The sequence below is a fragment of the Pseudoalteromonas sp. HM-SA03 genome, assembly GCF_002289345.1.
Classification (GTDB): Bacteria; Pseudomonadota; Gammaproteobacteria; order Enterobacterales; family Alteromonadaceae; genus Pseudoalteromonas.
Window position 1 is genome coordinate 26,146 of sequence record NZ_NSDG01000050.1, and the last position, 22,530, is coordinate 48,675.

General features: G+C 43.4%; 21 protein-coding genes. 6 read left to right on the plus strand and 15 right to left on the minus strand.

The features are described 5' to 3' along the window. Positions 1-15: 15 nt before the first annotated feature. Both envZ and ompR read right to left on the minus strand, forming a co-directional pair. Positions 16-1,329: a two-component system sensor histidine kinase EnvZ gene (gene envZ, locus CKO50_RS10535; RefSeq protein ID WP_095728114.1), complete on the minus strand. Its 1,314-nt coding sequence runs from the start codon at positions 1,327-1,329 to the stop codon at positions 16-18. Between the two features lie 5 nt (positions 1,330-1,334). Then, on the minus strand, positions 1,335-2,054 hold the full coding sequence (ompR, locus tag CKO50_RS10540; RefSeq protein ID WP_010378483.1) for a two-component system response regulator OmpR: 720 nt from the start codon (positions 2,052-2,054) through the stop codon (positions 1,335-1,337). Between the two features lie 214 nt (positions 2,055-2,268). On the opposite strand from ompR, the gene greB reads away from it, so the two are divergent. Continuing rightward, positions 2,269-2,754, plus strand: a complete 486-nt coding sequence (gene greB / locus CKO50_RS10545) for a transcription elongation factor GreB (RefSeq protein ID WP_010378480.1) — start codon at positions 2,269-2,271, stop codon at positions 2,752-2,754. Between the two features lie 83 nt (positions 2,755-2,837). Continuing rightward, the gene (locus tag CKO50_RS10550; protein ID WP_095728115.1) at positions 2,838-5,150 is read left to right on the plus strand and encodes a Tex family protein; all 2,313 of its coding nucleotides are present in this window, start codon (positions 2,838-2,840) and stop codon (positions 5,148-5,150) included. A gap of 117 nt (positions 5,151-5,267) precedes the next feature. Here the strand turns inward: CKO50_RS10550 and CKO50_RS10555 are convergent, their stop codons facing one another. The 3 genes from CKO50_RS10555 to bioH all read right to left on the minus strand — a co-directional run bounded on the left by CKO50_RS10555 (position 5,268) and on the right by bioH (position 7,296). Continuing rightward, entirely contained in the window at positions 5,268-6,152 is an 885-nt protein-coding gene (locus CKO50_RS10555) for a putative metalloprotease CJM1_0395 family protein (protein WP_095728116.1), read from the minus strand. Beyond that, the gene (locus CKO50_RS10560) at positions 6,152-6,460 is read right to left on the minus strand and encodes a hypothetical protein (RefSeq protein WP_095728117.1); all 309 of its coding nucleotides are present in this window, start codon (positions 6,458-6,460) and stop codon (positions 6,152-6,154) included. Before CKO50_RS10560 ends, CKO50_RS10555 begins: the two co-directional genes overlap by 1 nt. 104 nt (positions 6,461-6,564) lie before the next feature. Then, positions 6,565-7,296 carry a pimeloyl-ACP methyl ester esterase BioH gene (bioH, locus tag CKO50_RS10565; protein WP_095728118.1) on the minus strand — a complete coding sequence of 244 codons (732 nt, stop codon included), beginning with the start codon at positions 7,294-7,296 and terminating at the stop codon, positions 6,565-6,567. A 57-nt stretch (positions 7,297-7,353) separates the two neighbouring features. Here bioH and CKO50_RS10570 point away from each other — a divergent pair, with 57 nt between their 5' ends. Further along, positions 7,354-8,025: a ComF family protein gene (locus tag CKO50_RS10570; protein WP_095728119.1), complete on the plus strand. Its 672-nt coding sequence runs from the start codon at positions 7,354-7,356 to the stop codon at positions 8,023-8,025. A 43-nt stretch (positions 8,026-8,068) separates the two neighbouring features. Here CKO50_RS10570 and CKO50_RS10575 read toward each other — a convergent pair whose 3' ends face one another. Continuing rightward, the gene (locus tag CKO50_RS10575) at positions 8,069-10,594 is read right to left on the minus strand and encodes a M14 metallopeptidase family protein (RefSeq protein WP_095728120.1); all 2,526 of its coding nucleotides are present in this window, start codon (positions 10,592-10,594) and stop codon (positions 8,069-8,071) included. Positions 10,595-10,739: 145 nt separating this feature from the next. Between CKO50_RS10575 and nfuA the strand changes: the two genes are divergently transcribed. Continuing rightward, a complete protein-coding gene (gene nfuA / locus CKO50_RS10580) occupies positions 10,740-11,315 on the plus strand; it encodes a Fe-S biogenesis protein NfuA (protein WP_010378467.1) in 576 nt (191 codons plus the stop codon). Beyond that, positions 11,315-11,593, plus strand: coding sequence for a hypothetical protein (locus tag CKO50_RS10585; protein WP_095728121.1), 279 nt, complete (start codon positions 11,315-11,317; stop codon positions 11,591-11,593). Before nfuA ends, CKO50_RS10585 begins: the two co-directional genes overlap by 1 nt. A gap of 10 nt (positions 11,594-11,603) precedes the next feature. Here the strand turns inward: CKO50_RS10585 and dinF are convergent, their stop codons facing one another. Continuing rightward, positions 11,604-12,935 carry an MATE family efflux transporter DinF gene (gene dinF, locus CKO50_RS10590; RefSeq protein ID WP_141240134.1) on the minus strand — a complete coding sequence of 444 codons (1,332 nt, stop codon included), beginning with the start codon at positions 12,933-12,935 and terminating at the stop codon, positions 11,604-11,606. Here dinF and CKO50_RS10595 point away from each other — a divergent pair. Further along, a complete protein-coding gene (locus tag CKO50_RS10595) occupies positions 12,900-13,943 on the plus strand; it encodes a polysaccharide deacetylase family protein (protein WP_095728123.1) in 1,044 nt (347 codons plus the stop codon). The genes dinF and CKO50_RS10595 overlap by 36 nt on opposite strands. A 33-nt stretch (positions 13,944-13,976) precedes the next feature. Here CKO50_RS10595 and CKO50_RS10600 read toward each other — a convergent pair whose 3' ends face one another. From CKO50_RS10600 to CKO50_RS10635, 8 genes are read right to left on the minus strand one after another with little or no spacing between them, the layout of a single operon-like run. Beyond that, positions 13,977-15,005, minus strand: coding sequence for a chemotaxis response regulator protein-glutamate methylesterase (locus CKO50_RS10600; RefSeq protein ID WP_095728124.1), 1,029 nt, complete (start codon positions 15,003-15,005; stop codon positions 13,977-13,979). A 9-nt stretch (positions 15,006-15,014) separates the two neighbouring features. Then, on the minus strand, positions 15,015-15,629 hold the full coding sequence (gene cheD, locus CKO50_RS10605) for a chemoreceptor glutamine deamidase CheD (RefSeq protein ID WP_095728125.1): 615 nt from the start codon (positions 15,627-15,629) through the stop codon (positions 15,015-15,017). Next, positions 15,616-16,446 carry a protein-glutamate O-methyltransferase CheR gene (locus CKO50_RS10610; protein WP_095728126.1) on the minus strand — a complete coding sequence of 277 codons (831 nt, stop codon included), beginning with the start codon at positions 16,444-16,446 and terminating at the stop codon, positions 15,616-15,618. Before CKO50_RS10610 ends, cheD begins: the two co-directional genes overlap by 14 nt. Positions 16,447-16,497: 51 nt before the next feature. Then, positions 16,498-19,185 carry a methyl-accepting chemotaxis protein gene (locus CKO50_RS10615; RefSeq protein WP_095728127.1) on the minus strand — a complete coding sequence of 896 codons (2,688 nt, stop codon included), beginning with the start codon at positions 19,183-19,185 and terminating at the stop codon, positions 16,498-16,500. Between the two features lies 1 nt (position 19,186). After that, a complete protein-coding gene (locus CKO50_RS10620) occupies positions 19,187-19,708 on the minus strand; it encodes a chemotaxis protein CheW (RefSeq protein WP_095728128.1) in 522 nt (173 codons plus the stop codon). After that, the gene (locus CKO50_RS10625) at positions 19,705-21,789 is read right to left on the minus strand and encodes a chemotaxis protein CheA (protein ID WP_095728129.1); all 2,085 of its coding nucleotides are present in this window, start codon (positions 21,787-21,789) and stop codon (positions 19,705-19,707) included. The genes CKO50_RS10620 and CKO50_RS10625 overlap by 4 nt, the downstream gene beginning before the upstream one ends. An 18-nt stretch (positions 21,790-21,807) precedes the next feature. Beyond that, a complete protein-coding gene (locus tag CKO50_RS10630) occupies positions 21,808-22,170 on the minus strand; it encodes a response regulator (RefSeq protein ID WP_010378447.1) in 363 nt (120 codons plus the stop codon). A gap of 9 nt (positions 22,171-22,179) precedes the next feature. Then, a complete protein-coding gene (locus CKO50_RS10635) occupies positions 22,180-22,452 on the minus strand; it encodes an STAS domain-containing protein (RefSeq protein ID WP_095728130.1) in 273 nt (90 codons plus the stop codon). Positions 22,453-22,530 lie beyond the last annotated feature (78 nt).

Here is a 22,530-nt window from a genome sequence, read left to right on the forward strand (position 1 = left end):
CTACCCTATTGAAAATCATGATTCCTCAAGCTTTCCCCGATAAGCAGGCAAAGAAACCTCCGCGATCAGACCACCACCATCTCGATTTCGTAGTCTTACTTTACCGCCGTGTGTGGTCACGATACGTTTGATAATGGCAAGCCCTAAGCCACTCCCCTCACTCCCTCTAGCCTGATCTCCCTGTTTAAATGGTTCGAATACAGACTCTAACTCTGACTCAGGAATACCTGGCCCCCTGTCCATTACCTTTACAATAACAGCACGGTGCTTGGGGCTATACTCTGTCGTAACCTCAATATCTTGTTCAGAATAACGGATCGCATTTTCAATCATGTTAGTGAACACCCGCTTTAACGCAACGGCATTCATCATCACCGATGGTAAGTATTCCTCTGCTTGCAAGTGAATTGGTCGCTGATGCTGCTGCTCTGCATGAACGACTTCCTCAATAACCATGTTAACATCGTCTGCCGACATTTCTGCACCGTTGTGATGACGGAGATATTCAATGAATTGGTCGATAATCGCATTCATATCTTCAATATCATCGATTATTCCCTCGCGCAGGTAATCTTCTTCATCCGACATCATTTCAGTTGCTAGACGAATTCGAGTTAAGGGTGTGCGTAAATCGTGTGAAACACCAGCCATTAACAATCGCCTATCACTTTCTAGGTCTGCGATCCCTTTAGACATTTTATTAAATGCCCGAGTCACCTCAATAACTTCCGTAGACCCTTCTTCGACAAGACGTGTTGAAAAGTCCCCGACACCTACTCGACTAGCTGCAATTTGTAGCGATTTTAGCGGTTTGTTTAGATGCCTAGCAAAAAGCCACCCCCCTAACACACTTAAAAAACCAATACTGGAGAGGTAAAAAACTAAAAACTCCATCTTTGTTTCACTGAGTCCACTAAGCGGTACTCTCACCCAATACCCGGGCGCTTGCGGTGCTTCGACCCAATAAACAACCGGATCTCCTTGGCTTATCCTGACTCGCGCAGAGCCATTAAGTTGCTCCGACATACTACGAGACAGCAATGTATATTCTTTGGCCTGCCCCAGCCCATTTACATAGGCCTCTCTTTGCGTCATCACCTCGATACCCGTTATCTCGAAGAATTTGCGAGATACACTGTTATCAACTTCAACACCATTCTCCCAATCAATGAAAACCGTTTTAACCTGCTTAGCAAGCATCAGATTCACTTGTTCAAAAGTTGGTTTGAAGACGTATAAGGTAACGGTAATGTAAGACACGACTTGATTTATCAATAGTAACGCGCCGACAAAGAAGACGGTTTGCCCGAATGCACTACGAGGTAACATGCTGGCTACTTCACGCCGTCAGGCACAAATACGTACCCAAGACCCCACACCGTTTGTATATAGCGAGGATTAGAGGCGTCATCTTCAATCATACGACGCAAGCGCGAAACTTGGACGTCAATGCTACGCTCTAGTGCGCTATAATCACGCCCTCTAGCAAGGTTCATTAACTTGTCTCGACTAAGCGGCTCTCGAGGGTGACTCACCAGTGCTTTAAGTACTGCAAACTCACCTGAGGTAAGTGAAATTGTCGCTTCCCCATGTTGCATCTCTCGCGTCGCTAAATTAAGGGTAAAGTTACCAAAACTCACTTCATTTTCTTCTGCAGCAGGCGCACCTGGTACTTCTTTGGCACGACGACGGAGAATGGCTTTTATTCGCGCCAACAGTTCTCTTGGGTTGAATGGTTTTGGAATGTAATCATCCGCGCCAAGCTCAAGGCCAATAATACGGTCAACTTCGTCACCTTTCGCCGTCAACATGACAATTGGGATCTCATTCTCTTTTTGTCGTAAACGACGACAGATGGAAAGACCATCTTCTCCAGGAAGCATCAAGTCTAACACCATCAAGTGAAAGTTTTCGCGCTCAAGTAGTCTATCCATTTGTTCAGAATTGGCTGCGCTGCGGACGATAAATCCCTGCTCTACGAGATAACGTTCTAAAAGACTGCGCAAACGCATATCGTCGTCAACTACGAGCACTTTGGTGGTTTCATTTCCCATTTATATTTCTTCTATTTATTAATTTACTAAAGCTTGCTGATCTGCGACATTTCGTGCACAAATCATCATCCTGTTCATTTAACGCTCATGGCGATAATGGACCATGATATTATTATGCTTAAATATAATTGAATTTGGTGCTTTTCGACACCATACATTGATACTAGATTGTTACCGAACATTACAAGGGTTTAACCCAAAATACCTGAGAAACATGAAAACAAATTTGATCACGCCCGAAGGATACCGCCAACTGCAGCAAGAACATGATCATCTGTGGTTTGAAAAGCGCCCAGAGATCACCAAAATTGTGAATTGGGCAGCGAGTTTAGGCGATCGCTCCGAAAATGCCGACTACACCTTCAATAAACGTTTATTAAGGCAAATAGATAGACGGGTGCGCTTTTTACGAAAGCGTATGCCCGAACTAAAAGTCGTGGAATATAGTCCCGAACAAGAAGGTAAAGTATTTTTTGGCGCTTGGGTAGAAGTGGAAAGCGAAGAAGGCGAGGTTCGTGCATTTCGTATTGTTGGACCTGATGAAATATACGAACGCAATGACTACATCTCCATCGATGCGCCAATGGCTAGGGCCTTACTAAGCAAACAAGTCGATGATGAAATTACGGTCACCACACCGCACGGCCGAAGACTTTGGTATATCAACCAAATCGAATATCGCAGAAACACCGAACAATGATAACATTGAGCTAAATTTTGTTTGCCAAAGATGAGTATTATCTAGGCAACACAGACCGATTAAGAAGAGTATAAGGATTTTGCATGAGCAATATCACACAACGTTTAGCAACGGAGCTTAACGCCAGAGAACAGCAAGTTAATGCTGCTATTAGTTTGCTAGACGAAGGGGCAACCGTTCCATTTATTGCACGTTACCGTAAAGAGGTAACGGGTGGCTTAGATGACACTCAACTGCGTTTGCTTGAGCAAAGATTAGGTTACTTACGAGAGCTTGATGAACGTCGCGAGTTTATTTTAAAAACCATCGATGAACAAGGTAAACTCACTTCAGAGTTAAATGCAGAAATACAAGCCGCCGACAGCAAAACCGTACTCGAAGATTTGTATCTCCCATACAAACCAAAGCGCAGAACAAAAGGCCAAATCGCGATAGAAGCAGGTTTGGAACCCTTAGCTGACGCTTTATTTGCAGATCCAACGTTAGACCCAGAACAACAAGCAACTCCTTTCATTGATGAAAGCAAAGGCGTTGCAGACAGCAAAGCGGCTTTAGATGGCGCTAAGTTCATTCTCATGGAGCGTTTTGCAGAAGACGCTAAACTACTTGCTAAACTCCGTGCACACCTTAAAGACAACGCGCAAATAGAAGCAAGAGTCATTGCCGGTAAAGAAGAAGCAGGAAGCAAATACCGTGACTATTTTGAACATAATGAGCTGCTAAATAAAATTCCATCACACCGCGCGCTGGCGATGCTAAGAGCACGTAACGAAGGCTTTTTGCAGCTATCTATCAACCCGGAACCAAGTGTAGAAGACGCCGCTCAATTTTGTGCACAGATCATTGCCGATCATTACCGCCTTGCGGTCTCTGGTAAAGCTGCCAGTGATTGGTTAATGGGTGTGGTCCAGTGGGCATGGAAGATTAAAATCGCCCTGCACTTGGAAAATGAATTCTTAGGCTCAATGCGTGAAAAGTCAGAGCTAGGTGCTATCGAGGTTTTCGCGAAAAACCTAAAAGATCTGCTGATGGCTGCGCCTGCAGGTGCAAAAGTGACAATGGGTATCGATCCGGGATTACGTACCGGTTGTAAAGTCGCCATTGTCGATGCCACAGGTAAACTGATTGCAACCAGTACTATCCACCCTCATGCCCCTCAAAACCAGTGGGATAAGTCGCTGAAGACACTAGAGCAAATGTGCCGCCAATACAAAGTTGAGCTTATTGCTATCGGTAACGGAACCGCGTCTCGCGAAACCGACAAACTGGCCGCAGAACTGCTAAAAAGCGCCACCGAATTAAAACTTAACAAAATCATGGTGAGTGAAGCTGGCGCATCCGTGTACTCTGCCTCTGAATTTGCCGCAAACGAATTTCCAGATCTTGATGTATCTCTACGTGGCGCAGTTTCCATTGCAAGAAGATTACAAGATCCGTTAGCAGAGCTTGTAAAAATCGAACCAAAGTCAATCGGTGTTGGCCAATATCAGCATGATGTTTCTCAAAGCCAGTTAGGGCAAACACTAACGGCTGTGGTCGAAGACTGCGTAAACTCAGTGGGTGTCGATGTGAACACGGCATCAATACCATTACTAACGCGCGTCTCGGGTTTGAATAAAACATTAGCTAGCAACATCGTTAAATACCGCGATGAAAATGGCTCTTTCACGGATCGCAAAGCACTTAAAAAAGTTGAGCGATTAGGACCTAAAGCATTTGAACAAGCAGCCGGTTTCTTACGTATCGCCAATGGCGACGATCCACTGGATGCATCGGCAGTGCATCCTGAAGCTTACCCTGTTGTCAAAGCGATTTGTAAAAAACAAAATCTAGAAGTGAATACCCTTATCGGTAATCGCGAAGTCTTAAATGGCCTTGTGGCAAATGACTATGTAGATGATAAGTTTGGGGTACCAACGGTCACTGATATTATCAAAGAATTAGATAAGCCAGGCCGAGACCCTCGCCCAGAATTTAAAACAGCGCAGTTTAAAGCTGGTGTTGAGACAATCACAGATCTAAAAGTCGGTATGACTTTAGAGGGTGTGGTTTCTAATGTTGCCAATTTTGGGGCTTTTGTAGATGTGGGTGTACATCAAGATGGACTTGTTCACATTTCAGCACTCACGGATAAGTTTATTTCCGATCCGCGTGAAGTTGTTAAAGCGGGAGATATCGTTAAGGTCAAAGTGATTGAGGTTGATGTGCCTCGTAAACGCATTAGCTTTACCATGCGCTTAAACGATGAGATATCTCAAGCACCAGCGCAAAAACCAAACGCTAAGCCGCACAAAGGAAAAGCGGCACCTAAGTCTTCTAAGCCAAAGCCACGAGATACAGGTAACGCCGCGATGGGTAATGCTTTTGCTGAAGCCTTCGCAAAGCTGAAGAAGTAATTTCAACAGCTCAATAAACAAAGAAAAGCGCGGCCTTAGTCGCGCTTTTCGTTTGTCGGGGGGTTTTAACTCGTTTTCACTGCAATGGCCCGCGGAGGAAAAGGCCAGTACCTACGGTTAAATCTGTACAGATAGCGATGCAGGTTGGTTTGGCATCGCTACATGTTGATAAAAATTTGAGATCCTGAGCGATCTTGCTTGGATTTCAGGGTCGGCTTCAATTGGCATCGCAACAGCATAAGGATTAGCATCCTGCTTAAGCTTGGCTTGCCCTTCTTCACTCTCTGCTTTTGCCTGCTCACCACTCAAGCGGCGAGTTTGAATGTTTTGCACCCGCTTGCTATCACTTTGCTCTTCACCACTGATAGAAGCTTTTGCCAACTCAGCCTGCGCCGCCGAGAGTTTTTGAGTCGCATCTGCTGCGATGGCTCTATCAGCGCCAGATGGTTCTGCTGGTGCTAATGCTGCTGCTCTCACCGTTTGCATTTTTTCAATCGTGCCCTGCGGGTCACCTTCAAGCGGCGCAACGTCGATCATCACCTCACCGCCAATAGCGTAGTTATTACCATCAGGACCGCGCTGATATTCATAACTCGGTGATCCGGCATATTGCCCGCCTACTCTGGCATGAGCCTGCTCATGTAATCTTACTTCTCTATCTCGAGATTTTAATTCTTGAACGACCTGCTCATCTTGCTCTGTTTGTTGCTGCTCTTGTTCATTCTTTTCTTTTTCTTGGCCTTCGCCTTTTTCACCTTGCTCTTTGCCTTGAATAGTTTTGCTTTGCTCTGTTTTACCATCAGAACCGTAAACTTTTGCATCGTCTACGTTAGAAGAGCGGCCTTTTTCAGAATCGGAAAGATTGCGGTTTTCAGTAAATGAGGGATTGGTTGGTGCAGGTTTTGGGATCGCTTCACGCAGCTGATTATCGCGTACCACCGTTTCGGTGTACACGTTGGCAGTGTTTAAATTCATCGCCGGTGGTGGCGTTACTATGTTCATTACACTTTAATATCAATCAACGTACCTAGCACTTCATCTGCAGTGCGAATAGTTTGCACATTGGCTTTCGCGTTAAACTCTTCAACTTTTAAGGCTACCACTGATTCGGTCAAGCTTGGCGTTTCGCTCACTGGAGCCGTCACAGCTTCACCGACACTGGCACCCTGCAACTGCCGCCCAGCTGCACGTTCAGAATCACTTTGTTGATCGATGGCAGCACGGTTAATATCAGCACTTGCTTGGGCAATCCCCTGAGCAGCGCGGTTATAACCGTCAATTCCATTATTTAACACATCACCTATTGGCATATTCACACCTAGATAAACCTTTTCTTACTGACTAATTATTGCGCAAAATATCAACAAAGAAAAGTAAAAGCGGCAATTTTTTGCCGCTTTATTACTCCAAATATTTAAACAATTGATTTAAGGAGTGATAAAAAGGCTTCTTTATGAGAGATAAAAGGCGCATGAGAGGCCTTTGCAAGCGTATGAGCCTTAAAATTTGGATTGAGTACCTGCATTTTCTCTACAGCCGCTTGTGGAACAAGAGAATCTAAACGGCCGAAGATGCCTATTGTGGGGAGTTGCAGCCGTGAAAATTCATCACGTAAGTCCTGCGATTTCAATACCTCCAGTCCACCAGCTAGTGCTTTCGCCTCCGCTTCCGGCAGTGTGCCTAGTAGCGCTTTGAGTTGTTTGATGTCTTCTCTGGCATGTTCACTGCCCATCGCTTGAATAGCTAAAAACCTTTCTATCGTCTTTGCACTATTGGTTTGCAGTTGAGTCTCAAAGTTGTTTAGCACCTTAGGGGCTATTCCGGGCCAATCTGCTTGCTCACAAAAAAATGGCGTTGAAGCGACCAAAATAACCTTGCTAACTTTGTCTGGAAAATGAGCAGCTAAATACAATGCAAATAAGCCCCCCAAAGACCAGCCTATCAACACGCTTTGTGGCATCAGCTGCTCAGCAATAAGTAAAGCGTTACGCTCAAGAGAATAATCGCCCTCGGCGCTTGGTGTACCACCAAATCCAGGAAGATTGACCGCTTTAATTAGTGTTGTAGGTGCTAAAGCTTCCTCGCATAACTGCCACACCGCTTTGTTCATCCCCCAACCATGGAGCAGCACAACTTCATTTTGCATTTATCTGTTCTCTATACCAAACTTGACGCCATGATAGCTAACCCGGGATGGAAAGCAATGATCCAACTTAATCGGTTATTACCTAAAAAGTGGTGTCAGCCTTGTGTATGCTGTGAACAACGCACAACAGAAACTTTGCTTTGTCCACACTGCTTACAAGCCTGCTTAGACTTTATGGATCACGAGATTAATCTACTTAATTACCCCAATATCCAACGCATGGTTAGCCTTGGAGACTGCAATGGGCTAACCGTGGCGAGTTGGTATCGCACGCCTATAAACACATGGTTGCAAGGAGTAAAGTTTAACCACAGTAAAGCGTATCAATGTGCCTTGAATCTAATGGCTCAAACACTATGGCAGCGCTTCAGTGAAGAGGATGTTTTCCCCGTAGACCTTGTTTGTTGTTTGCCACTACACCGAAGACGTTTAATCCGACGAGGTTACAATCAAGTTGAGCAAATTTGGCAAGGGCTACCACTCACCCAAACAATACTCAAAAGAACAAAGCACACCAAGCCACAATCTGAGCTGACCAAAGCTAAACGAAAACGTAACTTAAACGGTGCCTTTATGCTCAGCCAACCTGTTGAAGGAAAAAATATCGTATTACTTGAGGATGTGATCACAACGGGCGCGACCATGAATGCAGCGGCAAAAGTGTGTAAACAAAATGGGGCAAAAATGGTGTGGGCGATGGCTATCAGCCTCACACCATTCGACGCTTAAAAGCGTATTATTTGATTGATATAACAGCTAAATGTTCTGGACCTTATCTTATGCCGTGTGCAAAGAACAACGCGTTATTTAGCAGCCGGCTAGAACCGAACCAAAAGCCACGAAATACCGGGTTGTCAGTCATTCCAACAGCCACCCCACGTCCAGACTTTGACGCAATCAAGACAGAGGAACCCGCGATCTGCTCAACGTTGATATTGTCAGTATACCCTGCCAATAAAGGCTTTTGAGTGTACGTCAACGACTCGATAAATGGCTTATTATTACGATGCATCACCCAAGTACTATTTTTAAAGACGGGTAATTCCCGATTCTCGAAGCCAAAAGACAAGGGGTGGCTTAAATCTAAACGCGCATCAAAAATTGCGCCGGCAATTCGCTGTTTTGCCGAAAGGCTATCTTGATCTGCAAAGGTGAGATTTTTGCTGTCAAACTGGGCTCGCATTTCTTTGCTTGACACCATTTCAGCGTCTAGTAGCTGCTGTTCGATTAGCCACTGCGCACCACGCTTTTGCCCCCAAATCACACCGCCTTTAGCAACCCAACTCAAGAGCTTGGCTTTGCTCTTGTCACTTAAATCTCCATATTTACCATCAGCCAATAAAATATGGGTGTAGCGTGTAAGATCGAGTTTCTCGATGTGCTGCTTTTCCACAATCGACGGAGCAAGTTTTAAATGCCTATCCAAATGATACCAAAGCTCACCCGCTTCATATTGACTTACACCCGCACCACCTATGATGAGGATTTCTGGCTTTTGCAGCTGTAGCATTTGTCTTGAACCAAAATCGATGCCACTTTGTGTCATGCCTGTAGTCACACTATATACTGGAAGTGAAAGCTCTCTGGCGATTGTTTCAAGCTCAGAAAACCAGTCCGCTTGCTGTTGAATACCACTTGCTATCACCAATGTACCGGCCTGAAAGTCATGAGAGCCTGAGGTTGTTGATGCTGAAAATGGTGACATTGCAGCTGCTACTTTCACTCCAGCCTGTAAAAGTCGATTTGCTAATTGTGGTGCCAGATAATGGTGCCATTCTATGGTGTAGGCATAACTTCCTGCAACGGGAGCCAATATATTTGAGTCAGTGCTCGATTCACCTTGAAGCTTTAAACCCCAGCCACTTTTTACTGCGGCAAAATCTAAATCATAAGCATACGGCATCGTCCAACCTGAAACATCGTAAAACGTGTTGTCCTTAAAATGCGTCTGCGTGCTAAATAGTGCTTTTATCAAGCGATATTGCGGCTGGGCTAGTGGAATGTATAAATCCCCTTGCTGATATTCGGTGTTATCAACCTCTTTGGCTTTTGAGAGGTATTTCACCTCTATCTGATGCTGTTTCAATAAATCTACAAACGCTTGAAAACGGTAGTTATCTTTGCCGCGAGCAACAACGTAACCGTTGATTTCATCTTTACTCGCAAGCTCGTTCGCTTGTTGATAAAACTGCTGCTGATAATCAAGTAAAGCGCGTCGATGCGTTATGCTGGCTTGGAATGTCGAGAGACTCGTCGTGACCTGATTTTTAATCGTTTCAGGAAAACTCAACACGCCATACTGAGTTTCTTGTGCATGCCCTCTACTACTAGCTTGTTCGAATAAAATGCCAACCGCACCATTTACGTCGGGGTACGTAGAGCCTTTGCCATAATAAAAGTCATCAAAACTCTCTTGAGTAAAATATAACCCCCCTTGCGCATCAAGAGCTTTGGCATGAAACTTACCAATCTCGTTGGTTAGCGCTACGTTTTGTAATGGGGTAATTGGGTGAGTTCTTGATGGGATCCCTGGTTGGAAAAAATACGTACTATTTGGTCCCATTTCATGAAAATCGGTCAGTACGTTTGGTTTCCAACGATGGAACGCTTTGATCCGTGCTTTTGACTCAGGATGTTGTAGTAGTAACCAGTCACGATTGAGGTCAAACCAATAATGGTTAGTGCGACTAGAAGGCCAAGACTCATTATGCTCACGATGTGCAGGATCGGTTGATAGAGACATGCTCTTATTGGCGTTTGCCCATGTAGCAAAACGTGATAAGCCATCAGGGTTTAAAGCTGGATCTAACAATATCACCGCATTATCAAGGAGCTGCGTAACAGACTCGCCCTGCGCCGCAGCTAAATAATATGCCATGAGTACCGCGGCATTGCTTCCTGAAGACTCATTACCGTGCACGCTATAGCCCATCCACATCACAACTGGCTGGTCTGAACGGCTTTGGCTACTGCTCAATGAAGCAATATGATCTTGCTGAATACGCGCCAAGTTTTGTTGGTTTTGTGGCGAGCTCGCTTTTAGGAGTAACAAAGGACGCCGCTCATGGCTAAACCCGATTGTTTCGACACTCAACCTTGGGCTTTCACTTGCAAGGGTATGTAGATAATTAACGATTTGATCGTGGCGCAAATGCCACTGCCCCACTTCATATCCAAATGCTTGTTTTGGCGTAGTTATTTTGGGATTAAATTTTACTTCATCGCCAAAATAATAGGCAATGGGCTTGGCCTGCAAGCTAAAGCTCAACAGCACGATAATACAGCTTATTAACCGCATGATAATGTCCTTTAATTCCGATTACTTTTCAAGCTAACAAGCGTGCCGCCGATTGCCAAATTTTTACGCCGAACACTAGCGACAACACGACGAGGAGAGTATGATACGTATTAACCGAGTAATTTAGTCAAGTATAGAGCGAATTATGATCCATATTTCAGATTCTGCCCAAAGCCATTTCGCGAAACTATTAGCCGATCAGGCTGAAGGCACTAATATTAGAGTTTTCGTGGTTAATCCAGGCACCTCTCAAGCTGAGTGTGGCGTGTCATATTGCCCAGCAGATGCCGTTGAACAAAGCGATATCCGCTTACCGTTTAATGGTTTTGAAGCCATCGTTGATGAAGAAAGTGCACCATTTTTAGAAGAAGCCGATATCGATTTCGTTACCGATAAAATGGGGAGTCAGTTGACGCTTAAGGCACCAAATGCCAAAGCGAAACGATTACGTGACGATGCGAGCCTTGCTGAGCGCGTAGAGCACATGCTTGTGACAGAAGTAAATCCACAATTGGCCAATCATGGTGGTCAAGTTAGCCTAGTAGAAATTACCGCAGATGGTATTGCAGTACTTCAATTCGGCGGTGGTTGTAACGGCTGCTCAATGATTGATGTCACATTGAAAGAAGGCATCGAAAAAGAGATGATCGCTAAGTTTGAAGAAATCAATGGCGTACGTGACATCACAGAGCACGCGCGTGGCGAACACTCCTACTATTAATGAGCAAAACCCTCATTTATCGCTTAGGGTCTCACCCTAAGCGAAGCCTCAAATTTTTCCTTTTTGGCCTTGTTATTGTGTTACTCGCGGGTGCTTTAATCGCACTGGGTTATTATCAAGATCATCGCTTTCAAATCGCAGGTTTAGTGCTTTTACTTCCTGGTTTGTGCTGTGCCTTTTACGGTTATATTGGCATTTTTGCTAATCGCTTTTCTCAAGTGATAGAAGCCAGAGAGAAACGCCGCCAAGCCCTAAAAGATAACGACCCATTTGCTTAACGCAACTCCATTATTCGAGTAAAGCAGCTTCTCGAGAGAGCTGATGATATTTATATGCCAAGGTCAATCCACGTAACCCCATAAAACAACTCATCGCAAGCCAGAGCGCATGGTTACCGAGTGGCAATGCAATCAAAAACGGCAAGAAGAAACCGAATACCGCAGAAACTAGCATGCTATTTCGCATTTCTTTAGCACGAGTAAGCCCAACAAAGATGCCGTCAAACAAAAAGCAACTCATAGCAATCAAAGGTAATAGCACCAACCAAGGTAAGTAAGTACCTGCCAACGTTATTACTTCGGGGATATTGGTTAATAAGCTAATGATCCAGCCACCAGCTAGATAAAAAATAGCACTATATAAAAGCGCAAATGCAGCCCCCCAGAACAGGCTTACTTTTACCCATAATTGCAATTGTCCTAACGAGCCTTGTCCTTTTGCTCTGCCGACCTTAGCCTCCGCAGCATAAGCGATACCATCCATCGCAAAGCTGACTAACATCAAAAAATTCAGTAAGACAGCGTTGGCCGCTAATGTGATCTCACCAAGCCTTGCGCCATAGAAAGTCATGAAACTAAAGCAGAGTTGTAAGATCAAGGAACGAATAAAAATATCACGATTCAAGGTGAGTAAACTGATCCACTGTGCGCGCTTTGGTAGAGTGAATTTCAACGTAATACCGTGACGCTTTGCGACCAATGCGCTCAAAAACAAGGATAAGCCTAATGCCGAATAGTCTGCAATCAGTGAAGCCCAAGCTGCACCAGCTACTCCCCACTCAAATCCGACAACAAATAAAATGTCCAAGACTATATTCACTATGTTTGTGAACAACACCAGATAGAATGGTCCTCGTCCGTAATGCATCCCAAGCATAAAGCCCAGCAACACAAGATTTAACATTGCTGCAGGCGCACTAAATACACGGATCTGAAAATATAATTTTGCCTGCTCAAATACTTCACTAGAAGCATTTGAAAGCTGAGCAATAACTTGGATCAGCAGAGGAGATAACACAATCAAACTCACGGCAAAGAGCAGCGCAATGAGCATACTGGTATATAGTGAACGTGTTAGTTTGTCATGGTCTTGCTGGCCGCTTGATTGAGCAATCACGCCTGTTGTACTCATTCGCAGAAAACTTGCAAGCCAAAATAATACCGAAATAGCGCTAGAACCGAGCGCAATTCCAGCCAAAAAATGCGCATCCCCCATATGACCAATCACTGCTGTATCGACTAACCCTAACAGTGGCACCGTAATATTTGATAGTATCATCGGACCTGCAAGTAGTAAGAGGCTCAGATGTTGCGCTTTATGGCATTTAAGAAATTGATACAACATATTATTTTTGGTTTGGCCCTATTCTCAGCAAATAGTTGGAGTGCGGTTATCTTACAGTATCATCACGTGAGTGAGAAACTCCCGGCGGTTACGAGCGTGAGTGAAGAAACCTTTAAATCTCATCTTAACCACATTAAAGAACATGGTTTTTCGGTGATACCTTTACCACAGCTGTTAGATAGCCTGAAATCGGGTAAGTCTTTACCAGAAAAAACGTTAGCTATCACCTTCGATGATGGCTATGAAAACAATATCACTGCAGCGGCCCCGATCCTGGAATCTTTTGGCTTTCCCTATACTATTTTCGTCAACCCTCAACTTATTGACGAAAAGAAAAGCTATGTCATGACGTGGGATGAGCTGAGGGTATTAGCAAAACGCGGTGCAATTATCGCAAATCATAGTGCTAAGCACGATTACCTCCATCTCAAACTAAAAAATGAAACAGTGGCGCAGTGGCGTGCGCGTGTTGAGCACGATATCACATGGTCACAGCAGCGTATTAAAGAAGAAATTGGCCACGATTACCCATACCTCGCATACCCTTACGGCGAGTTTAACCATGAATTACAAAAACTAGTGACTGAACTTGGACTTATTGGTATTGGGCAACACTCAGGTGCGGTTGGTATTTCTTCAGATTTTACACGTATCGCTCGCTTTCCCGCATCGGGAAATTACAGCAACTTAGAAACATTAAAAACTAAGCTCGAGACCAAAGCGTTCTCTCTACAAAAATTAGAGTACCTTGATAGCGTCACGAACAATAAAACCCCGGCAATCACGTTGTATTTTAACAATAAGGATTTTCATCAGAGTCAATTTGCATGCTACGTTTCAGGTGTTGGGCAAGCTGAGCTGACGTGGCTATCAGAAACTAGCGTACGTATTCAAACCCCGAAAGCACTATCCATAGGACGGTCACGATATAACTGTACTGCGCCTTCAATCAAATACACAGGACGGTATTATTGGTTTTCACAACCTTGGGTTATTGAAAAATAACAGCTTTGGGTAGGAACAAATTAGCTCTTACCCTTACTTTTTAACCGCGCTCAGCATGGTTTCAGTCACTTTACTCAAAGGTACCAGACTTTGCACTGCACCAAGCTCGTACGCTGCCCTAGGCATTCCCCATACCACACAGCTAAGTTCATCTTGTGCAAATGTATTAGCACCAGCGGCTTTCAAAGCTAGCATTGCTTTTGCGCCATCACTGCCCATTCCCGTGAGCATAGCAGCACAAACATGCTTGCCCATTGGCACAAGAGAGTTAAATAACACTTCAACGGAAGGTCTATGACGATTAACAGGCTCAGTATCATCTAATCGGCAGACATATCCGGTTGCAGTGTGTGCCACCTTAAGATGTTTGTCTCCCGGTGCGATGAATACATGACCAGGTAATAAAACATCACCATCTTCCGCTTCTTTGACTGATACCGCACAGGTGCGATCCATTCTTTGCGCGAATGAGGTACTGAAAACTGGTGGGATATGTTGGGTGATAACAACAGGAGGCGCGTGTGTTGGTAATCGCATAAGTACCTCTCTGATAGCTTCAGTTCCTCCAGTTGAGGCGCCTATGGCTAAAATAGTATTACGCGAAAATGTATAATTACGGCCAATTTCTAATTCGCTTTCCTGTTTTGGTGCTTTAAAAGCCCTCACTCGTGCACCGGCCGCTACTCTAATCTTCTTAACCAGTATATCGGAATAAGACATTAAGGTATCAGCAACATTGCTGGTGGGCTTAGAAATAAAATCAACTGCACCTAACTCTAGTGCTTCTATCGTGGCGGGTGAGCCCTCTTGGGTCAACGTAGATATCATCACAACAGGCATAGGCCTTAAACGCATTAAGTTTTTAAGAAAATTAATGCCATTCATTTTTGGCATTTCTATATCCAAAGTTAATACGTCAGGCGAAGTAGATTTAATGAGCTCTCTAGCTTCATAAGGGTCTTCCGCGGTGCCAACGACTTTAATACCATCCGCCTGACCTAGTATTTCTTTTAACAACCCACGAATTAACGGCGAGTCGTCAACAATCAGAACTTTGATCATATTTCACACCTAAAATAGCTCAATATCCGTTTTATTGTCTTGAGCCTCAATGTCATGTAAGTAACGCACTTCACGTTGTTCAATTGTGTTATTGTGCATGGTTCGTAACTTTTTCACTTGCGCTTTGCCACTTTGAGGATGAAAGATAACTTTTCTTGGCCAGGGGCCACCTACATCCTGTGAAATTAAATTCAAACTTTCCTCTTCCACATAGGCTTGAGCAAACCTGATGTTCCCTTCCCCAATATCAGTCATTGCGCTAATAATTTTTCCACCGCCAAAAAGTTTGATTTTTAAATTGCTTCTAGACGCCCCATTTTTGAGTACTTCATTTATCAGATACTCCATCGCCCAGTTACCATAACGACAACTTAGGTCATCCGCATGCACTTCTCGTAGCGCTTTCGCTCCGGGTAACATAAAGTGATTCATACCACCTATCCCCAATTTCTCGTCATATACGCAAGCTGCAATACAAGACCCTAATACCGTCGAAATCAATTCGTCCTGCTTAGATACATAAAATTCCCCAGGTAATACTTTTGCAACGACTTTAGAACGTCCTGAATCCCAAAAGCGTTTTACATGTTCGAATCCTCTGAGAACAGGTCTAAACTCTCTCATTCAACTGGCCTTTTTGATAAATGGTTTTACCTAGGTTTTTAAATTCCAGATGCTCTTTTCCCATCGTCTCGGAGTGCCCGATAAGTAAGTAACCATTGGGAACTAACATGTCATGATATTGCTCAAACAATTTATCTTTGGTTTCTTTATCAAAATAAATCAAAACATTACGACAGAAAATAACATCAAAGGGTCCTTTCATTGGCCATGGCTCTAGAAGATTAAGTCGTTTAAAATGGATGAAAGATTGCAATTTAGGCTTCACTTTATACATTGCTCCATCTGCACTTCTAAGAAACCATTTTTTGAGCTTATCTTCATCTAAACCCGTGACGTTATTTGCCGTATATTCTCCGAGACTCGCTTTGCCCAAGACGTTGGAATCTAGATCTGTTGCTAGCACTTTGACGTCCCAACCACTTGGAAAAGCATTCGCAATGGTCATCGCGATACTATAAGGCTCTTCACCTGTAGAGCATCCAGCAGACCAGATCCGAACTCTTCTATCGTGTTTGTGCCTGGCAATAATTTCAGGAACTATTCTTTTCGTTAAGAACTCGAAGTGATGATTTTCTCGAAAGAAAGAAGTTAAGTTAGTTGTTATTGCATTAATAAAATGGCTAAACTCAACATCTTGATTTTCTTCCAAAAAAGATAAATACGCCTCAAATGATTTTAGCCCGTTGGCTCTTATGCGCCTTGCCAACCTTGAGTAAACCATTTCCCTTTTATGCGGCCCGAGTACTATGCCGCATGTGTCATAGACCCGAGCCGAAATTTCCGAAAAATCCTTATCGGTCAACAGAAACTCTCGCATCGTCGTATTCCTTCAGCCAACCCCACTAAGGAATTGATCTATTACCAAACCCTAAAACTCTTCCCACTCTTCCGAATCATCGGCAAACTGATTACTTCTCATGTTTTGCTGCGGGGGCTTATTGGAGTTCATTGTCCGTTTTGGTAATTGTTTTTCTGGTGCCTTATAGTTCTTCGGTGACTCAGATATTTCTAAGCTACGGTGTGAAGACTCATCAAGTGTGAAGAAGTTTAATAATCTTCTCATATCATTTGCTTGCTCAGCCATCGACTCCCCAGCAGCCGATGCTTCTTCAACTAAGGCAGCATTTTGCTGCGTCATTTCATCCATTTGTGATACAGCTTTATTGACTTGTTCAATACCTGAACTCTGCTCAATAGAAGCTTCGGCAATGTCGGAAATCATGTTCGTTACCCGCTTAACAGACTCAACTATTTCTCTTAGTGTTTCACCAGACTCATTAACCAGTAACGTACCATCTTCGACTTTACTTACACTGTCTCTGATCAGATCTTTAATCTCTTTCGCCGCTGCTGCAGAGCGCTGAGCTAGATTGCGCACTTCACCAGCGACCACAGCAAAGCCTCGACCTTGCTCTCCAGCCCGAGCAGCTTCAACGGCTGCGTTTAATGCTAATAGGTTCGTCTGGAAAGCGATTTCATCAATAACACCTATAATGTCAGCAATTTTCTTACTTGAATCATTAATTTCAGACATGCTTTCAACTGCGCGTGTGACTACTTCACCACCTTTGGTCGCCTTGTCACAAGTCTCTTCAGCCAACTCATTAGCGACTTTCGCGTTATCTGCATTTTGTCTAACTGTGCTCGTCATTTCTTCCATGCTAGAAGCTGTTTCTTCTAGCGAGGAGGCTTGTTCTTCGGTTCGCTGACTCAAATCCGCGTTACCTTGGGAAATTTCATCAGCACCACTAGCAACTAAATTTGCAGAAGTACGGATCCGACCCAGCACCTCAGTTAACTTTTCAGCGGTAGTATTTGCGTCTTTTTTCAGTTTTTCATAAGCACCACGATAATCGCCTTCAATACGTCTAGTTAAATTACCAGTTGCCAATGCGTCTAACATGTCCCCCATATCTGTAACCGTTTCATCAACTGTAGACACTAAACTATTTAACCCTTTGGTTAGTCTTAAATAGAAGCCATCTCTTCCATCTTCTGATAAACGAACACTAAGATTACCGGCATTAGCCGACTGAACCAGACCATTCACCTCTTTTTCAATCGTGACTTCTTTGGTTCTATCTTCCCATTCGACAACGGTGCCCACACGTTCATTATTGCCGTCAAATATCGGATTGGCGACTAGACCAAAGGTTCTTCCGCCGACAACGATTTCCGTTTTATACTCAGTTTCGAGTCGAGAAAGCATACTGCGTTGATGACTTGGGTTGCGGTGGAATACATCAATATTCGCCCCCATAAGATGGTTACTGTCAAAATTAGGCAGGTCACGCCTTAGGTCGCTCTCAGCATTTCTCATCATGTCTTTCACTGCGCGATTCAAGTAAACGATCTCAAACTGCTCATTTGCTATCATTGTATTCGTTGAAACGTTGTCTAATGCTCTTCGGACGCGTAAGTTTTCAGCTGCGGCAGTTTTCTCTTCTTCTTCACGAACTAAACGCTCTGTTTTGTCGTCCCACTCTACAACGGTACCAATCCGCTTTTTCTCATCATCAAACACCGGGGTCGCAATTAAACCAAAGGTGAAGCCAGCAACTTTGATATCTGTACTGTATACATCACTCAGTTTCTCAAGCAGATTTCTTTGATGGCTGGGGTTCGCATGAAACACATCAATACATTGCCCTACAAGCGTATCCACATCAAAGTTCGGTAATGATTTTCTAAGCTGTGTTTGATTGTCTCTCAACATTCGCACAACCGAATCATTAACATAAATAATATTCAATCCTTCGTCCGCTAGCATTACGTTTGCCTGACAAACGTCCAGCGCGCTCGATATACGAGCATTATGGCTCGCCAAATCAGCTTGTTTTTTCTCTAGCGCTAATTCTCTTGTAAGGTCTTTCCACTCAACTAAAGTCGCAATCCTTTGCCCTTCATCGTCGAAAACAGGTGTAGCAATAAGATCAAAGGTCAAACCGGCCACTTTGATTTGTGTAACATATGGACGGGTCAAATTAGCTAGGATGCCTCTCTGATGACTAGGGTTTTTATGGAATGTATCAATGTTTGCACCAATCAAGCTATCAACATTAAAGCCAGACAATTCTTGCTGTAACTTAGCCTGATTTTTACGCAGCATACTAGTGACGGAATCGTTCAAATACACAATGTTGAGAGAAGCATCTGCAAGCATAACATTGGCCTGACAGACCTTTAAAGCTAGCAACAAACTATGGCTATGATCTTGGTCATCTACTACGTCACCATTTAATAAATTAGCCACCGCTTTATATAAAGATGATTGACGTGATGCATTACTTGCATTGAGTAAGTTAGCATCTTTACTCTCAATTGCGGGAACAATTTTCTCAACATCTTGTAACTTAGAAAGTAGAATGTTTGCGCTTTGCTTAAGTAGTAAAATTGCCAGCACCACACTAACAGCAGCTATAACCATCGCCACATAGGCTTGCGTAGACATATTAATATTCAACATTTGAACACTAATTGCCAAGCCCACAAATATTATGACACCCGCAATCAGAACCCTATTGTTGAGTTGACTTGCTAATGCTTGATCGCTCATGTTATCCCCCGACAACCAATTGCTCATTCTGCTTTACTTCAAGATCTAATATCTTCTTCAAATTTAAAAGTACGACCATTTTTTCACCAACATTTACAAGCCCTTGTACAAATTGACTATTTTCCGAGTCTTGAAAATCTGGAACATCCTTCGCCGTTTCTTGATTGATGCTGTATACATCAGACACCGCATCAACAACTAAACCCATAATTTTTGTTGCCTCTTTTATTACAACAGAGACAACAATAACCACGGTTAGAGCGCCATATTCGATTTGCGGTAAGCCGAATCGAACCCTTAAATCTATGATTGGCACTATCGTGCCACGTAAATTAATCGCACCGTTCACATACGTAGGAGCATTTGGAATTGCAGTGACTTCTTCCCACCCTCTGATTTCCTGTACGGCCAGAATATCCATGCCATACTCTTCACTCGCCATCATAAAGGTGAGAAATTGTGTATCGTCATCTCGGTCTGCAAGCATGACTTGTTCATTAATCGAGGCTTTTTCAGTGATCATGACACCACCTCATCTAACTCTTGTTCTACTAATAGCTCTTGGGTCCCTGGACGCTTTAAGCCACTTAGTTTGATAAGACCACTAATATCAACAATTAAAGAGACTCTGCCATCACCTAAAATTGTCGCCCCTGAGATCCCATTTACTTTCTGATAATTCGCTTCAAGACTTTTAATAACGACCTGTTGTTGCGCCAGTAAATCATCCACCAACAACCCCACTTTATGATTATCGCTTTCAACAACCACTAGCAGTGTTTTATCCAACTCTTCTATTGCACCACCATGGTTAAATAGTTGATATAGCCTTAGTATTGGTATGTATTCATCTCGTAACCTAAGCACCTCTAAGCCATTACCTACCTTGCTCACTTTTTTAATATCTATTTGTAAAGACTCAACAATAGAAATAAGTGGAATGATGTAGGTATGCTTTGCAACTTTAACTAGTTGACCATCAAGAATGGCCAACGTTAATGGCAATCTAATTGTAAACGTTGAGCCAACCCCTTTTGCAGAAGTCACTTCAACGCTGCCGTTTAATGCTTGAATATTCCTTCGAACAACATCCATACCCACGCCGCGACCAGAGATATCACTCACTTCATCAGCTGTTGAAAACCCGGGTCTAAAAATAAGTTCATTAATCTCTTCAATAGTCAGCTCGTCAGTTGCTTGAATTAGGCCATTGGCAATCGCTTTACTTTTTATTTTTTCGGTATTCAAGCCCCTACCATCATCCATGATTTCAATCACAATATTTCCACCTTGATGGAAAGCATTCAGTGTCACCGTACCCACGGGGTCTTTTCCGGCTTTTATTCTATCTTCCGGTGTTTCTAAGCCGTGATCCAAAGAGTTTCTGACTAAATGAACCATAGGATCGGAAATTTTTTCCATCACGGTTTTATCTAATTCTGTTTGCTCTCCTAGCAGTTTAAGCTCAACCTGTTTATTCAATTTCTGTGATGTATCTCTTACTAAGCGGGGAAATCGGCTGAAGACAAAACTAATAGGTAACATCCTGATACGCATTACATTTTCTTGCAAATCTCGTGTGTTATGGGCTAATTGAGCGAGACCCTCTTGCATCGCAGCAAGCGTATTTTCTGTCGGTTCTTGCTCGCCTAATTGAGTCAACATAGCTTGGGTAATAACCAATTCCCCTACCATATTGATAAGCGAATCAACTTTATCAATTCCAACACGGATCGAAGTCGATTCTGCTGATTTCTTACTGGCCTCAGGCTTAGCCTTTGTCGCCGGGTTTATTTTTGGTACATCAATATTTTGAGTCTCGTTGCTCGAAGTTTCTTTCTTCTCACTCTCTAGTTCCGGCGTTGTGAAGACACTCACATCATCCTCAAATAAACCACCACATAAGGTAATAGAAATTTCAGCGTCGTCCTCAACCCACTCAAAAACCTCTTTAATCGCCGACTCGGGATAACTGGTTGTTAAGTATAACCGCCAACTTAGGTAGCAATCCTCTGGATTGAAGTCATCAATTTCAGGTATTGCATCACAAAACGCATGAGTTTCTAAATCACCCAATTCTGACAGCTCACTCAACATATAAAGCGGCTCGTTACCAGTTTTAAATAAATGGGGGAGCGGTTTGAAGTCTATTTGATAGGTTTGAGATTCTTGTCCTTGAGATGTGCTATCGGCAGTATCTGAGCTAACATTCTCTTTACCACCTAGAATCTCTTCAAATTTAACTTTCAACTCATTCGCATTGGAAAGATCCGGCTCTTCTTCGGCTTGTAATGCGGTTAGTAAGGCCCTTAAACAATCAACGGATTGGAGCAGTAGATTGACATGTTCAGCGGTCAACTGTCGACGCCCATCCCTGATCTGATCGAGTAAGGTTTCCAACACATGTGTGAAGTTAGCGACAGAAGTAAAACCAAATGTTCCACTTCCACCTTTGATGCTGTGTGCTGCGCGAAATATAGTATTGATCGTTTCTGAGTCTTCATAGCCTGGCTGTAAATTCAGCAGCTCAGCTTCCATTATGTCTAGACCTTCAAAGCTCTCTTCAAAAAAGACATCAAAAAATTGGCTTAAATCAATACTCATATCGACGCCTCTCTGTATCTATCTTATGACTTTTTTCAATACCGCAAGTAGTTGTTCAGGGTTAAATGGCTTCACTATCCAGCCTGTTGCTCCCGCCGCTTTGCCTTCTGTTTTTTTATCTAATCCAGACTCGGTGGTCAGCATTAATAAAGGAGTGAATTTATAGTTGGGTAAACTGCGCAGCTCTTTAATAAGCGTGATCCCATCCATTACAGGCATGTTTACATCAGAGATCACCGCATCAAACCCTTGCTGCTTGGCAATAGACAATGCTTCGCTACCATCTTTTGCTTCCGTGACATCAAAACCTGCTTTCTTTAATGTAAAGCCAACCATTTGGCGCATTGACGCCGAATCATCCACAGCTAAAATCTTTTTCATATTCACCTCTTAATTTTCAATACTATGGAATAAATAATGGGTTAATCCCAGCTCGTTTACTGCCTGTGCTAGCGCGTCACTTTCACCATGCCATACAATTTTATGCTCCAGAGTGAGCAAATGCTTTTGTACGGCACACAAGAGCTGTATGGATGCCGTGTCGGCTCTTTGCACTTCACTAATATCGATCGTAATGTCTGACGTTTCCATAGAATCTTGGAAAATCTGGTGGTACAGGCTTTCCACATGGTTGATCGCCATTTCAGGTGGAAGTTTCAACATGAGCTGAAGACTATCCTTGTAAAAATGAGTAATAAAATTAGCTTAGACCGTGATGGTAAAAATGCCACAAAGATTGAT